Annotated in this window: 12 protein-coding genes; 7 read left to right on the top strand and 5 right to left on the bottom strand. The window is 53.4% G+C overall.

The window, feature by feature from the left end; all coding sequences use genetic code 11:
• The first annotated feature begins 57 nt into the window (after positions 1–57).
• The 5 genes from F0P93_RS09530 (at position 58) to F0P93_RS09510 (ending at position 4,893) form a co-directional block, all read left to right on the top strand.
• Positions 58–627 (top strand): chemotaxis protein CheB, encoded by a 570-nt coding sequence (locus F0P93_RS09530; RefSeq protein ID WP_150876138.1) that lies wholly within the window; start codon positions 58–60, stop codon positions 625–627.
• A gap of 11 nt (positions 628–638) precedes the next feature.
• Positions 639–1,751 carry a sensor histidine kinase gene (locus F0P93_RS09525; RefSeq protein ID WP_150876137.1) on the top strand — a complete coding sequence of 371 codons (1,113 nt, stop codon included), beginning with the start codon at positions 639–641 and terminating at the stop codon, positions 1,749–1,751.
• Between the two features lie 127 nt (positions 1,752–1,878).
• Positions 1,879–2,310, top strand: coding sequence for a response regulator (locus F0P93_RS09520; protein ID WP_114404055.1), 432 nt, complete (start codon positions 1,879–1,881; stop codon positions 2,308–2,310).
• A 121-nt stretch (positions 2,311–2,431) separates the two neighbouring features.
• Positions 2,432–2,635, top strand: a complete 204-nt coding sequence (locus F0P93_RS09515; RefSeq protein WP_150876136.1) for a heavy-metal-associated domain-containing protein — start codon at positions 2,432–2,434, stop codon at positions 2,633–2,635.
• Positions 2,632–4,893, top strand: a complete 2,262-nt coding sequence (locus F0P93_RS09510; protein WP_225309426.1) for a heavy metal translocating P-type ATPase — start codon at positions 2,632–2,634, stop codon at positions 4,891–4,893. The genes F0P93_RS09515 and F0P93_RS09510 overlap by 4 nt, the downstream gene beginning before the upstream one ends.
• 66 nt (positions 4,894–4,959) lie before the next feature.
• On the opposite strand, the gene F0P93_RS09505 is transcribed toward F0P93_RS09510, so the two are convergent.
• The 3 genes from F0P93_RS09505 to F0P93_RS09495 form a co-directional block, all read right to left on the bottom strand.
• The gene (locus F0P93_RS09505; protein WP_225309425.1) at positions 4,960–5,775 is read right to left on the bottom strand and encodes a nuclear transport factor 2 family protein; all 816 of its coding nucleotides are present in this window, start codon (positions 5,773–5,775) and stop codon (positions 4,960–4,962) included.
• Positions 5,776–6,157: 382 nt separating this feature from the next.
• Positions 6,158–7,270, bottom strand: coding sequence for a Gfo/Idh/MocA family protein (locus F0P93_RS09500; protein ID WP_150876135.1), 1,113 nt, complete (start codon positions 7,268–7,270; stop codon positions 6,158–6,160).
• A gap of 138 nt (positions 7,271–7,408) precedes the next feature.
• Positions 7,409–8,890, bottom strand: coding sequence for a S41 family peptidase (locus F0P93_RS09495; RefSeq protein ID WP_150876134.1), 1,482 nt, complete (start codon positions 8,888–8,890; stop codon positions 7,409–7,411).
• A gap of 252 nt (positions 8,891–9,142) precedes the next feature.
• On the opposite strand from F0P93_RS09495, the gene F0P93_RS09490 reads away from it, so the two are divergent.
• Complete coding sequence (locus F0P93_RS09490) at positions 9,143–11,599, top strand: TonB-dependent receptor (RefSeq protein ID WP_150876133.1); 2,457 nt, start codon at positions 9,143–9,145, stop codon at positions 11,597–11,599.
• A 15-nt stretch (positions 11,600–11,614) separates the two neighbouring features.
• Positions 11,615–12,535: a DUF4249 domain-containing protein gene (locus F0P93_RS09485; protein ID WP_150876132.1), complete on the top strand. Its 921-nt coding sequence runs from the start codon at positions 11,615–11,617 to the stop codon at positions 12,533–12,535.
• 139 nt (positions 12,536–12,674) lie between these two features.
• Here F0P93_RS09485 and F0P93_RS09480 read toward each other — a convergent pair whose 3' ends face one another.
• Positions 12,675–13,367: a DUF3800 domain-containing protein gene (locus F0P93_RS09480; RefSeq protein ID WP_150876131.1), complete on the bottom strand. Its 693-nt coding sequence runs from the start codon at positions 13,365–13,367 to the stop codon at positions 12,675–12,677.
• A 136-nt stretch (positions 13,368–13,503) separates the two neighbouring features.
• Complete coding sequence (locus F0P93_RS09475; RefSeq protein ID WP_225309424.1) at positions 13,504–15,576, bottom strand: ComEA family DNA-binding protein; 2,073 nt, start codon at positions 15,574–15,576, stop codon at positions 13,504–13,506.
• Between the last annotated feature and the right edge of the window lie 44 nt (positions 15,577–15,620).

Genomic DNA, 15,620 nt, shown 5'->3' with positions numbered 1-15,620 from the left:
GTCTCGGCGGGGAACCGCACCGAAAACCGTATACCGAAAACCTTAAACTGAAAAACGATGACCGGATGTAAAGTGGTGGCGATTGGCGGTTCGGCGGGTAGTATACCGGTCGTGACGGCTTTGTTGCAGGCCCTGCCGGCGAACTTTCCGTTTGCGGTTTTCGTGGTTTTGCACCGGCTGAAGAACGTTACCAGCAGCATGGACACCATCCTGACCAGCAAAGGCCGGGGGCTTGTGATTGGTGAACCCGACGACAAGGAGGCTATTCTGGCGCACCGCGTCTATCTGGCTCCGCAGAACTATCATTTGCTGATTGAAGCCGACCGGACGATCAGTCTGGATTATTCCGAGCCGGTTCATTACAGCCGACCGTCGATTGACGTCACGTTTGAAAGCATTGCGATGGCCTACGCCGGAAGCGCGGTGGCGATTCTGCTGAGTGGAGCCAACCAGGACGGTGCCGATGGGTTGCTGGCCATCGTTCGACAGGGCGGGACGGCCATCGTTCAGGACCCGGCCACAGCCGAGTATCCCGTGATGCCCCAGGCCGCCATTGACCGGAATCAGAATGCCGTCGTTTTGGCACCCGAACACATTGCATCTTTTTTACACACACTCAACGATTAACTGAAAAACGAATGGTAACAGCGAACCACTCTCCGGATATGACGATCATGCTGGTCGACGACCGCGAGGAGAACTTGCTTGTGCTCGAAGAAATGCTGGCGAACGACCAGCGAACGTTCATCAAGGCCACGTCGGGCAACGAAGCGTTGCGGTATGCCTTGAAAAACGACCGGATTGGTCTGGTCATGCTGGATGTTCAAATGCCCGAAATGGACGGTTTTGAAGTGGCCCGGATTCTGAAATCCAACCCGAAAACCAGGGACATTTCCATCATTTTCGTTACCGCCATCAACAAAGAGGAGCAGTATATTCTGAAAGGGTTTGACGAAGGGGCGGTGGATTATCTGCAAAAACCGCTGGACGTCAATGTGACCAAAGCGAAAGTGAATGTGTTCGAGCAATTGTATCACTACCAGCAGGAACTAAAGCAGACCGCGCTCCAGCTTGAGAAAATAAACAAGCAACTGGAGAAATTTGTCTACATCGTCGCGCACGATTTGAAGTCGCCCCTGGTGGGCATGATTGCGGCCCTGTCGTTGCTCGAAATGAAAAATGAGGAAGAGGTGGTTCCGCGCGAAGAAATTCAGGAATATGTGGGCCACGCGAAATCGGCGGCTTTTCACCTGTCCGACATGATCAATTCCCTGCTGGAGTATTCGCGGAAAAATGTAGCGCAGCAAACCGTTGAAGCCGTGGATGTTCACGAGCTGGTCGATCAGATTGCCCTGCTGATTTTTCCGCCCCGGCACATTTCCATCGAGATCATCGGGCGATTGCCCGTTATGACTACCAAAAAAATCAAGCTGCATCAGATCTTTCAAAACCTGATCAGCAATGCGATCAAATACAATGACAAGCCCGTTGGTCACATTGAAATCGGGTGCCACGACCGGGGCCGCTCCATCGAATTTTACGTCAAAGACAATGGCCCGGGAATTGCACCGGATGAACACGAAGCGATCTTTAAGTTATTTCGCACCACCTCCAACGTGGCCCAGGCCGAAAGCAGCACCGGCGTCGGGTTGTTTATCCTGAAAATGCTGGTCGAAGAGCAGGGGGGCAAGGTGTGGGTGGAATCGGAATTGGGCAAAGGAAGTACATTTTATTTTGATTGGATGAAGTAAGCAGAAGACAAAAGACAAGCGACACAGGCACAAAGAGGGGCCGGAGTGAAAACAAATTTCTCAATGCCTGATTGTAAAGTCTTTTGTCTCTGGTCTAATTTCTATTATCTAGAAGGGCAAAAACGCTATGGAAACGAGTATCACTTTTTACGTTGTGGAAGACGATCAAACCGATTTTAGTTACATTGATCGGGCGATTCATGAAATACAGCCGGATCTGAAAATCCGCCGGTTTTTGCACGGTGCGGCCCTGTTGACGCATCTTCAGAGCATTCTTCCGGAAGAATATCCGTCGCTGATCATGCTGGATTTTTTCATGCCGGTTCTGGACGGACTGAAAACCCTCCGGCAACTGAAAGCCAACGAAAACTACCAGCAGATTCCCGTCGTGATGTGGTCAGGATCGTCGCGGCCCGAAGACATCAGCCAGGCCTACCGGCTCGGCGCGCGGGCGTTTCACACCAAGCCGGTTTTGTTTGAAGACTGGCAGGAACAGTTGCAAACCACCTTGCGGTATTGGTTACGGACGGTAGAACTGCCCCGTTTGGCCGAATATTAAGAGACCATTCCGTTATTCCTGGCTATGTAACACAATTCTATACGAACCAACCGGAATTCTGTACCATTGGCTCTTGTTCTAATACTGATCTTTGCAGTGTCAAATCACAAAAAACAAGAGCATGAAAACGATTCAATTCAAAACCAATATCAAGTGTGCAGGCTGCGTAGCCACCGTAACCCCCTTTTTGAACAAAGCCGTCGGCGAAACACACTGGCAGGTCGATACCCAGAACCCGGACAAACTGCTGACGGTGGAAGGTGCCACGGTCGATCAGGTGAAAGAAGCCCTGATAGAAGCCGGTTATAAAGCCGAACCCGTATGAACGCGCCCCCCACGGCAGTAGCAAAAACCGCCCGAACCGGCGCAGCCTCCAAACCGGTTCGGAAAACCTACCCCGTTCTGGAAATGACCTGTGCGGCCTGTGCCGTCAGCGTGGAGTCGATGCTGAAAACAACACCGGGGGTGGTCGATGCGGGCGTCAATTATGCCAACCAGCAGGCTTGGGTGGAGTTTGATCCCCAAGCCGTTACGCAGCAGGAGTTGCAAGCCGCCATCCGTTCCATTGGCTACGACCTCGTGATGGACGCGGAAGATCCGCAGGCGGTGCAGGCCGAAGCGCAGGAACGCCACTACGAATCCTTGAAAAAACGGACAATCTGGGCGGCTGTGCTGTCGGTTCCGGTGGTGGTGATCGGGATGTTTTTCATGACGATTCCGTACGCCAACGAACTCATGCTGGCCCTGTCTGCGCCGGTCGTATTTGGTTTGGGCCGCTCCTTTTTCGTCAATGCCTGGAAACAGGCCCGGCACGGAAAAACCAACATGGATACGCTGGTGGCCCTGTCGACCGGCATTGCCTTTCTGTTCAGTACGTTCAATACGCTCAACCCGGATTTCTGGCACCGGCGCGGCATTCACCCGCACGTCTATTTTGAAACCGCTGCGGTAATTATCGCCTTTATTTTGCTGGGAAAACTGCTTGAGGAACGCGCCAAATCGAACACTTCCTCGGCCCTTAAAAAGCTGATGGGATTGCAACCCAAAACCGTCCGGATCGTGGAAAACGACGTGGAAACGGAAATTCCGGTAGCGTCGGTTCGGGTGGATCAGGTGATTGTGGTGCGGCCCGGTGAGAAAATTCCCGTGGACGGCGTCGTGGTTGCCGGTACGTCGTTCGTCGATGAAAGCATGATTTCGGGCGAGCCGGTTCCGGTGGAAAAGAAGGCGGAACAGACAGTTTTTGCCGGAACAATCAACCAGAAAGGCAGCTTCCGGTTTCGGGCCGAAAAGGTCGGTGCCGACACGGTTCTGGCGCAGATCATTCGTATGGTGCAGGACGCGCAGGGCAGCAAAGCACCGGTGCAGAAACTGGTCGACCGGATTGCCGGTATTTTCGTGCCGGTCGTCATCAGCATCGCCGTGTTGACCTTCATCGTCTGGATGCTGTTGGGAGGTGAAAACGCATTTGCGCAGGCCTTGCTGACGTCCGTAACCGTTTTGGTCATCGCCTGTCCGTGTGCGCTCGGACTCGCGACGCCCACGGCCATCATGGTCGGTGTGGGCAAAGGCGCGGACAACCAGATTTTGATCAAAGACGCCGAAAGCCTGGAATTGGGCCACAAAGTGAACGCCGTTGTACTGGACAAAACCGGTACCATCACCGCCGGAAAACCCGCCGTTACCAACCTGGAATGGCAACGTTCCGACATCGCTCAGGCATCCTCCGTTTTATACGCACTGGAAAACCAATCGGAACATCCGCTGGCCGAAGCTGTCGTTGACCATTTAGCCGGTCTATCGGTAAAAAGTCTGCCGCTTGAATCGTTCGAGAGCCTGACCGGGCGCGGGGTTTCGGCGCGGTTTGAAGGGATTACCTATCGGGTGGGCAATCGTCGTTTGCTGGACGAACACGGTATTGCGGTCGATTCGGCGGTTGAAAAACGCGTGAATCAGTGGCAGGACGAGGCTCGGACGGTAGTGTATTTCACCAATGAAAAAACCGTGCTGGCGATCATCGCCATTGCCGACCAGATCAAGGAAACGTCGAAAGCTGCGATTCAAACGCTGCAAGACCAGGGCATTGATGTGTATATGTTGACGGGCGACAATCCGCAAACCGCCCGGGCGGTAGCGAAAGCCGTCGGTTTGACGGATTTCCGTGCCGAAGTGATGCCGTCCGATAAAGCCGCTTTCATCCAGGAATTGCAAAGCCGGGGAAAGGTGGTGGCGATGGTGGGCGACGGCATCAACGACTCCCAGGCGCTGGCACAGGCCGACGTCAGCATCGCAATGGGCAAAGGCTCCGACATTGCCATGGACGTGGCCCGGATGACGCTCATCACGTCCGATTTGGGCAGCATTCCGAAGGCGCTGGAACTGTCGCGAAAAACCGTGCGGGTGATCCGTCAGAATCTGTTCTGGGCGTTTATTTACAACCTCATCGGCATTCCGATTGCCGCCGGGATTCTGTTTCCGATCAACGGTTTTCTGCTCAATCCGATGATTGCCGGCGCTGCAATGGCGCTCAGCTCGGTGTCGGTCGTTAGTAATAGCCTGCGCCTGCGGAGTGCGCGGTTGTGAAGACGGTTACAGAATGAGTCATCCAGGAAGGATGACTCATTCTGTAACTTAAAACCGGGGATGCTATTAGGGCATTAGCTGCTGAACGCCCCACTGCTCCACAATTTTTCCCTGGATCAACCGGAAAACGTCATAGAATGTAACCGGTTTTTGATCAAGCTGCCCTTCGGATTGCACCACCACAAACTGGCCTTCGCCAATAATCTGAAGGACTTTATGGATGGCGAAGTCTCCGCCTTTTTGATGTAAATACTGCCATAAACCATCCCGCCCGTTGGCGATTTCCGGCTTGTGCTGAATCAGATCCGACGTAACATAGTCCGAAAGCGTTTCGATATTCCGCTCGATCAGAACGCGTTGACAGAAGACTTCAACAAATTTTTTATTCGCTTCGGTCGCTTCAATAGCCTCTATCTCGACGGTTCCGTCCATCATCGAATGCCCGTTCAGGGTCGTTTCGGGCTGCTGCTGAACAGCGTCCCAATGTTCGATGACTTGCCCGCTCCGAAGCCGGAACAGATCGACGACGACCATTTGCTTCCCGCCAAATTCAAAGCGCAGGTTTGTCACTACATACTCATCTTCCGCAATGAGTCGCATGAACGGTTTGGCCGAAGCAGGCGGTTTAGGGATTTGCTGCATGGCTTTCAGGGCTTCCAGTAGCCCCGCCTTGCCCGGTTTTACCATCAGGCTGTGTTGGATGTAATCGTCGGCGATGATTTGTTCGGCATAATCGAGGTCGCCGTTGGCAACCGTGCGCCGGTAGAAATCCCGGATAATGGATTTATTGTAATCTGTATTTTGCATGATCAGCGTCTGTTTAGAAATGGCACTGGAACACGAAACGATCCGGAGAACCGCTGCGTATAGCAGAGCAGCCATGAAACCGTTTGATTTCATGAGGAATAAAAGAAGGAATTGAAGGAAACTAAAAAACCGTCAGGCAACCAGGAGAAGCCTGATTTACCCCAAAGAAAGGGTATACGAAAACGCCCTACCGGTTTATGGTAGGATTTTTCGGGGAAGGTTGGCTATATGTGATGATACGATGCAGCAGTGTCGCAAAGGTAAAGGCAAACCGAATAATTTACAAGGGGTTACGGATCAGGTTTCGATACGATGATACATCCCACGAGCCTGAAAGGCTCACATCACTAGCCCCGGCTTATAGGCCGGGGGGGGATGATTGAATACGGTTGGTGTTGAATGGGATTGGTGATGGTTGGATATGGTTGGTGATGGTTAAATAGGGTTGGGAATACCATCAGGAACGCGCCAACCGATCGGCATCCACCGCCGTCAGCAGCGAAACCAACCCGTTTTGTTCGGTAATTTTCCGGTGGGTTTCGGGGTAGCGAATGGCCGACGTCTGGTCGATGAACATCTGCCGGAGCAGCTCCCCGTAGAGGTGCATTTTCTGGTGGTCGAAACCGTAGCGGATCTGCACCTGTTGGGCGATTTCGAAGTCTTTGTTTCGTCCCCGGGCCGCCCGGTCTTTGCCACCATAATTGGCTGTAATGTCCAAAACCGAACCCGGAAATAAATCCATCAGCGCCCGCGTCCCGGCTTCGTCGACCAGCCCTCGGATAATTGCCCGCGTAGGCACCCATTCCTGCAAGGTAACGTCGCCCCGCTCGAACAGCAGCCGCATTTCCTGCCGGTCCATCCGGCCCACCTGCGTAAAACCGTGGTAGAAATTCACCAGCGCATCGCCGTAGCGAACGGTCGCGTTCACCTGGTCTTCGAGGTCGCTGCCGTCGCGTTTGCACACCTGAGCGGCTTCCACCTGGCCTTCGCCCAGCCAGCCCGCAAACATGTCAAAAAAGTGAACGCCGTGTTCGATAAAAATTCCGCCACTGAGTTCCCGGTCCCAAAACCAGTGCTGGGGCGAAAGCCCTTCGTCACCCGCGTAGTTTTCGAAATAACCGTGTAGAAATTCACCGAGTATCTTCTTGTCAATCAGTTTTTTAACCCGCTCGAACATTGGATTGTACCGTTGCATCAGGTTGGTGACCATCAGCAAGCCTTTGCTCTCGGCGTAGCTGACCATTTCGCGGCCCTGTTCGGCATTCATCGCCAGCGGTTTTTCGCAGATCACGTGTTTTCCGGCCCGCAGGGCCAGCATCGACTGCTCGTAGTGCAGAAAAGGGGGCGTGGCAATGTAAACGATATCCAGATCCGGTTGGTCCAGTAATTCATCGATGGTGTCGAAATGCGTGGCTCCGAAGCGGTTGGCGGCCTTGGTGGCTTCCTCGCGCTGGGAACCGGCAATGCCGATCAGCTTGACATTGGGCGTTTGGAGGAAATGTTGGGCGGCAAAAAGGCCGAATCCGCCGAAACCGATGATGCCTAAACCCAATTCTTTTAGTTCACTCATAATACCGTTCAGATTGTGGAGATGAAACGTGAGAAACGGTTTTCGCTTCCGGGCCCTAAAACCTTACACACGCTATAGCATAACCAGAAACCGGCATAACTGTTGAGATTGATCGGTATGTGTCTAGCCAACAGGCGATTAATTTTCAGACAGAGACTTTGACGCCCGGCCCCGGTCAGCCACTTTGCCCTCTTTGATCAGTTGAAGGGTATACTGCATGCCAAAATCCCGGCCGTGCAGCAGGTCATCGTAGGTTCGTTCGACCGGAAAATCCGGCTCAACCGTAAAACCGTTGGCACGCCGGGGATCAACGGCATGTGCCATTCGTTTCAGGGGAATCCGGACCCGCAGACCCGAATGGGGCAGGGTAATCATCTTGAATTGACCGGCAAAATCGCCCCAGTACGCTCCTCCCGTAGCTTCGCCAACGAATGTGCCGAGCTGATTATTGAGGGTTTGGGCCAGAACCGTAGCCGTGGCGGAATACGACGCTCCGTTAACCAGAAAATAGAGGTGGCCCCGGTAGGCATACCGTGTTTTTGGCTGGTGGGGGCGGCCCGCAAACCGTTCTTTATACCCTCCGGAAGGGTCTTTTTTGTAAAATACCGGGAACAGAACCCAGGTGACAGGGTTGTACCAGGTGACGAACGCACTCCGAAACCCGCGCTTCATCGTTTCCCGCTCCATCAACCGGAACGGTCGCGGAATCCAGTATTGCAGCAACCGCGCCGAATTTTTGACGGCCCCGCCACCGTTGCTGCGTACATCCACCACCAGATTCGTTATTTCTTTGCGCTCAATTTCCCGAAAAGCCCGCTTGAGTTTTCGCGGGAACTTCCCCGTCAGAAAATCGGCCAGATTTCCGTTGAAAGTCGATACGCGCAAGACTGCCGTATGCGCCAGGCTATCGACCGGTTTGACTGAAAGGTTGGGCGTCTGGTTGAGTTCTTTTTTATAGCGTTTGGTCAAATATGCGTCAATCACTTTCCGGTTTTCGCAGCGAACAAACCGGGTCCGAATCAGGGTGTCGTTGGGCAAACGGAAGGCGACCTGCACCGAGTCGCTGGGGCCAAACCAGTTGTAATAATAACTGGAAAAAGCGATGAGGCTCCGCGACCGGCGGCCCGACTGGTTGTCGCCATCAGACCCGCTTCGGTCGACATCCTGAAGCAACTGGTGGAGCGCAGCCACCGGCTGCTGGTTGATCAAGAGGAGCTCGGTTCCCCGAACGAGCGTCGAGTCGGATGAAAGGTTGTGTGAAATGTAGTAGGTCGGTCCAACGTTTCGAATGTAAAATGGAATCAAACGGCGGTTTTTGTTGTAGTACTTTTTGCGGTGCAACAGGGCCGTGTGGCCGTCTTGCAGGCTGGTAATTAAGGGCGTAGCTGTTTGGAAGAACGCTTGGTAAGTCAGGGGTTGCGTCAGTTGCCGGTGCAGGGAATCGAAAAGCTGGTCATACGTTTTTTCCGGGATATACTGACCAATTCCGGGATGTAGCCGGTCCATTTTTTTCTTCAGGTACTCAAAATCGGCGCGGGCCTGTTCGGGGCGCAACGTCTGGGCGTGCAGGCAGAACCCGAAAAGTAGAAAAAACAAAACGAGTCCAAGTTCCCTTTTCATGGCTTGTATTCTCAATTCATACGTCTGGCTAAGATACAGGTATTTCGCAACCGTACGTCATCGGCCTGGGAACCCGCAAATAAAGGCAGAGTTAATTTTATACTACACCCCAAGCCTTTCAGGCCTGAATTTTGGCGGTTCATCATTTTTTTGTCCTACGGGATGGGGGGAAAGTCGACCTTTGCTGTCATTCCGTCAATGCCGTTGCAACGCACGATATACGTCATACCACCATCCTATGAAATACACCTTATGAAAAAAATCGTACAAATTGGCCTGCTGCTGCTGCTGGTCGGCCCGGTCGTTCGGGCGCAGGGAACACCCGACCCGGCCCCCGCAACCCGGCGAACGAACGCGCAGGCCACCGTGAGCGGCTACATTAAAGACGCGGCCAACGGCGAAGGCCTGATTGGCGTTTCGGTATTCGTGAAAGAAACCGGTTCCGGTATTACGACCAACTCCTACGGCTTTTACTCGCTGACCTTACCACTGGGAACCTACAACCTGGTGTATACCTACGTTGGATTCACCAAACAGAACCGTACCATCGACCTGACCAGCCAGAACGTCCGGCTGGATATTGAACTGAAAGAAGAAGGGCGTGACCTTCAGGAAGTGATTGTTTCGACCAAACGCGAAGACGACCATGTAAAAGACATTGCGATGAGCGTCAATACGGTGGAAATGAAGACGATTCAGAAAATTCCGGCGTTGCTGGGCGAGGTCGACGTTATCCGCAGCATCCAACTGCTGCCGGGCGTTTCGACGGTTGGCGAGGGCGCAACGGGTTTCAACGTCCGGGGCGGCAACGTCGATCAGAATCTGGTGTTGCTCGACGAAGCGCCGGTCTACAACTCCTCCCACCTGTTCGGTTTTTTCTCGGTTTTTAACCCCGATGCGGTCAAGGACGTGAAACTGGTCAAGGGCGGTATTCCGGCCGTGTATGGCGGGCGGATTTCATCGATCCTCGACGTTCGGATGAAGGAAGGGAATTCCAAGAAAACCACGGTATCGGGTGGTATTGGATTGATTTTTAGCCGGTTGACGCTGGAGCAGCCGCTGTTTAAAGATAAAGACGGGCAGGCCCGGGGTTCGTTCATCATTGCGGGTCGCCGGTCGTATGCCGACATTCTGGCCAAACCGTTCCTGTCCGGCGATCTGAAAGGCTCCCGGTTTTTCTTCTACGACCTCACCGCCAAGGCCAATTACCGCATCAACGACAAAAACACGATTTACCTGTCGGGTTATCTGGGGCGCGATGTGTTTGGGGCCGATTTTGGGTTTAACTGGGGCAATACGACCACCAGTTTGCGCTGGAATCACGTATTCAGCGACAAGCTGTTTCTGAACACCACGGCTTTTTACAGCAATTACGACTACCTGCTCGACAGTGACTTGAAGCGGAAAGATCCCAAAGATTATTTCAACTGGAAATCGTCCATCGTCAATTACAGCATCAAACCGGACTTTACGTTGTTTCTCAAAAACAATACCCTGACGTTTGGTGGTCAGGCCATTGTCTACGATTTCCAGCCGGGGTTGGCCAATGCCGCCAGCGGGGGCGATGTGCGGACGTTTGGGCTGGAGAATAAATATGCCCTGGAAAGTGCGCTCTACATCGGCAACGAGCAACTGGTTTCCAAGCGGTTGCAGTTGCAATACGGGTTGCGGTATTCGCTCTACAATTACCTCGGCCCCGGCGAAGCTTACGAATTTCAGACCGATGTACCACCCAACCAGCGTCGGTTTCCGGTTTCCACCACGACCTACGACCGCAACGAAACCATCAAAACCTACGGCAACTGGGAACCCCGGTTTTCGGCCAAGTATGAGTTGAATGAGGTTAGTTCGTTGAAAATGAGTTACAACCGGCTGGCGCAATACATTCACCTGGTGTCGAACACCACGGCTTCCACCCCCCTGGATGTCTGGACGCCCTCGACCAACAACATCAAACCGCAGATTGCCGACCAGATTGCGGGGGGCTATTTCCGGAATCTGGGCAAAACCGGTACGGAGTATGAAGTGTCGGTGGAACTCTATTACAAATGGCTGCAAAACCAGGTCGACTACATCGACGGTGCCGACCTGCTGCTTAATAAATACCTCGAAGGCGACTTGCTGAACGGCAAAGGCCGTGCCTACGGGGCGGAGTTTTTCGTGAAAAAGAACAAAGGCGACCTGACAGGCTGGGTGAGCTACACGCTGGCGAAAACCGAACGGTTTGTGGACGGCATCAACAACAACCGCTGGTTTCCGACGCGTTTCGACAAGCGGCACACGCTAAATGCCGTGGCTTTGTATGATCTGAACAAACGCTGGAGTTTCTCGGCAACCTTCGCTTTTGCAACGGGGACACCCGCCACGTTCCCCACCAACGGCTACCTGTTTCAGGGGTATCTGGTACCGCACAACGCCGAGAATTCCCGGAACAATTACCGGATTCCGCCCTACCACCGCCTGGACCTGGCGGCAACGTTGCAAAACCGCAAGAAAAGACCGACGCAGAAATGGGAGAGCAACTGGGTGTTTTCGGTCTACAACGCCTACGGTCGGAAGAACCCGTTCTCGGTCTTTTTCCGGCAGGCCGAAGACAAGCGGACGGTGACGCTGAACGGCGAGCAGGTGCAGATTCCGGTTGCCGAAGCCGTGCGCTATTCGGTTTTTGCCACGCTGATTCCGTCGGCAACCTACAATTTCAAGTTTTAGACGATAGAAACCGCCATGAAAAATACACCCATATTCGGTTTTTCGGTCATCCACGTAATCCTGCTGGGGTTGCTGCTGCTGGGGCTGTCGTCCTGCGAAGATCCGATCGATATTGACCTGCAAACCGGTCCGTCACAATTGGCCATCGATGGCTGGCTGACCGATCAGCCGGGGCCACAAACCATTAAACTCACGAAAACCACCGGGTATTTTGACGCAGCGCAGCCCCCGGCCGCTTTGGGGGCCACGGTTATTGTGGCCGACGAAGACAGCGTGATTCATCAATTTATCGATGTAAAAGGGAATGGTACCTACGTCTGGACCCCAAAACCCGGCGAAGTATTCGGGAAAATCGGTAAAAAATACCTCTTGGGCATCCGGTTTGAAGGGCAGGAATATTACGCCATTTCCCAGATGAATGCCGTTCCGGCCATCGACTCGCTGGTTTTCCGGGAAGAAAAACCCAATCCGCTGGAGGATCGGAAAGGTTTCGCGGGCGAGTTTTACGCAACGGACCTGCCGAACCAGACGGATTATTACTGGATTCGGACGTATCGCAACGGCAAGCGGCTCGACGAAACCAGTGACATTGTCGTGTCGTATAATGGCTCGTTCAACGGTTCCGCCGATACCGACGGGTTGTTGTTTATCCGTCCTATCCGGACGTCGATCAACCCTGACAGTTTGTACAACCGGAACGATTCGGTGAAAGTGGAAGTGTTGTCGATCACGCCGGACGCGTTCTACTTCTTTCAGCAGCTCAGCACCCAGATCAACAACGGCGGGTTGTTTGCCTCACCGCCCGCCAACGTGCCGACCAACGTAGTGAACCGTAACGCCAGTGGCCCTAAAGCCGTCGGTTTCTTCGGCGTTTCGGCGGTGAGCAGCAAGACCGTGAAAGTGGAGGAGGTAAACATTCGGCCGAGCGAGGATTGAAAAGAGGATAGAAAATGCACCTACTTCGTTGTCGCTTGCATTTCGCAAGCGACAACGAAGTAGTCTATGTTAATCAACAACCCTAGAGTAAGAAACTTTTCAATTATTTTTCGTCTTCTGAAAATGCAGCGAACTTAACTTAAAGCCGTTCGCAAAGGCCATGACGAACACCGCTCTCTTGGTCGAATCGATCTGCAATAATGGAGAAAAACTGGGCGTCTTGACGTTCATAATACCGGAATATTGCGTAAGACACCAGGTCGGCCAGTTGTATAAGCCGCGATGCGCGGGAATCAAGGAATAGAGGTACTTCTGACAAATTACGCAAAACTCCCCATGTATGTCCTAACGTCCTGAAGTTTGTAGCTAATCCCTGAATAGTGCTTTCGTAAGTGGATTTATCAAAAATAATGATGCCGCGTTGTGGATCATTCTTTTTATGTAAGCGGCCCAAGTAATGATCAAATCTACTGGCTAGTTGTTCAAAGGCCATCTCTACAGGATCATGTGGGCTCACCCTTGTTTTGTTGACCACACAAGCGAAAATACGATTGGATGGATGCGAATTTGCTAATACAGAAAGGGCATCTTTGATCGCTTGTATCCTGTCTTGTTTTGGAAAAGGTTTCCAGCTATTCCGTCCTCCCATCATGGGGCTGCCATGCAACTCGACGGAATTTATTTCTGCAGGATTGAAGCGTTCGGCAATCCGGTCGAGTTCATTCGATATCCAGAAGGTTTGTCTTTCAAAGAAGGAAATTCCAGCCAGGACAAAGTGTATTTGGCTAGGATCAGCCGCGCTCCCGGACTCGTCAGCGTAAAGTAAATGCATAAAAAAAACAGCCAAGGAGAAACCATGTTCTCGCGGCCCAAAGTGGCAGGGCCTCTCAACTGCATTACAAATATAATAATATTATTTAAAATTATTAACAAAAATGTCAAAACACTACAGACTGATGGCGTAACCTTCATAGCTTCCACCGCACCTGCACTTTCACTTCGCTTTTATGCGGTTTGTCAATCTCGTCCAGATCGGAGCCGACGGTTTCCTGTTGTCGGAAATCGGTTCGGCTCCAGCGGAGCCAGACGTCCAGGTGTTTGTTGAGGGTGTATTGCAGCAACAGGTAATTCCGAATGCCTTTGTTGGCGTAAGCCGGGATCGAAAACGTCGATAAGACATCCCGCTCGTAGACATACTGGCGGCTTTCGTAGTCGTTCGTGCTGAACCACGCCAGCCGCCCGCTGAGGGAAAGCCGTCCAAAATCCGCCGTGGCATCCTGCACGATGGCCAGGCCCTTCGAAGCCGAATAACCCGCGTAACGAAAACCGCCCCACTGAATCCGCGTGCGAAACGACCAGATTCGGGAAGGGGAGTAGTCGGCGTTGAACGCGTAGTTTTTCCGGACGGTTTTAACGGTTTCCTGACCTTTGCTAAGCCGCGTCGGCAGGTTTTTCTCCTTGTGTTCGTCGTGGTAAATCCCGTAGACCGTAAGCTTTTTGGTGGGTGTGTAGGTGGTTTGCAGCAGGTAATCGTATCCCTGTGACGGTTTATCGACCAGGTATTTCCACCACGGAAACCGGTAGTAGTCCATGAAGGCTCCCAGTGTCAGCTTGCGGTAGATGACATACCGCAAACCGGTGTAAAGGCCGCGTTCGTTGCTGTTGCGCGTGTTTTCGCCGAAGGCATTGGCGTAAAAACTGTGAAAATTTCGGGCATAATACCGCCCCAGCATGGCGACATCAAACCGCTTGGTCAGGCTGGCGACGGCACCCCCAACGGCCCCAACTCCCCCGCCCGACGATCGGGCGGCTTCCCCAAAAAAATTGACGTTTTGCCACAAATAACTGCCGTGCAACCCGAAAACCGTGTTTTGTTTCCCCGAAAACTCGTACCGGTTATACGGCAGATCGCGTTTTTGCAAAGTTTTGTCGAAAACCGTGTGCAGAACCGTCGCGCCCAGTTGCCACCGTTGCTCCCGGTGGTGTAGCAGGTGAATGCCCAGATTCTGTTCCAGCAGACTGGCCCGGTCGGCGAGTTCGGCGGTGGTGCGGTGCAGGCCGCTGGTCTGGAGCGAACTGATCTTGTCTTCGTGGTTTTCAGGATCTTCCACCACGTTGCCATCCCGTCGGTTGCGGGCGGCCAGCAAAGTAATGTCCCAGTTTTTGTGCAGGGAATAGGTGGCCGTCAGCCCGCGCAGAAAACCGGATTCGCTCAGGGAACTGTAAGGCCGTCCGCCCAGCGAGGGCCGCCGGACGCCCGCGACGGTTTCGGTGCCTTTGCCCAGCGAGAAGCCCGACGCCAGGATGAGCCCCTGCCCGATTTGGAGTTGGTAATCGCCGATCAGCAGGTTCCGCCAGCGGCCCCGGTTCTGGAATTGGGCGTGAAACGAAACGTAGTCGATGCCGTACTGATAATGGCCCGGTTTCCAGCGAAACGGTTCGCCGGGGTCCTGCTCCAGCGTCAGCCCGAAGCTGAACTCGCGCGGGCGGCTGTAGCGATACCGCCAGTACCACTGCTGCCGACTGCCGTCGTAGCGCCGGGGCAGGTTGCCGTTTTTGTCCGGTTCTGCCGACGTAAATCCCTTTTGCTTTTCCAGGACGCGTTCCACCCGCATGATCAGGTAATGGTCGGTGGGGTTGCGAACCGAAAGCGAGCGGTTTTGGGCATCGACGGTAACAAAAGGCAGCAATCGGCGGATGGTGGGCAGGTCGAAATCCGGGACGGCCTGGAGTTCATAAATTGAAAGCAAGCTGCCAAAGCGGGTGCGGTATTCCGCCAGGCTATTGAGCTGGCGTTCGGTCAGCAGGGAGGTGCCCGCCAGCTCGTCGCGGGTGGCGGTGTTGAGATCGAGCGGGTTGGCGTAAAGCTGGTACAGGTTCTCGTAAACCGCCTGGTAGTCAATGCCTTCGGTTTGAACCGGAAACAGGTTCTGAATGAACGCCGTGAGGTTGGTTTCGCGCCGACGGTATTCCTGCGCGACGGCAAACGACCGGATGAGCAGAAAACCGCAGATCAGCCAAAGGGTAGAACGGTATTTCAAATCGTCGTGGCAACGGGGAAGGCCGCACCTCCGCCGGACGGCCC

Origin of the sequence: Larkinella humicola, from assembly GCF_008727875.1 — a bacterium.
Lineage (GTDB): Bacteria > Bacteroidota > Bacteroidia > Cytophagales > Spirosomataceae > Larkinella > Larkinella humicola.
The sequence above is the reverse complement of the archived record's forward strand: the minus strand, read 5'-3'. Positions and strand labels throughout refer to the sequence as shown.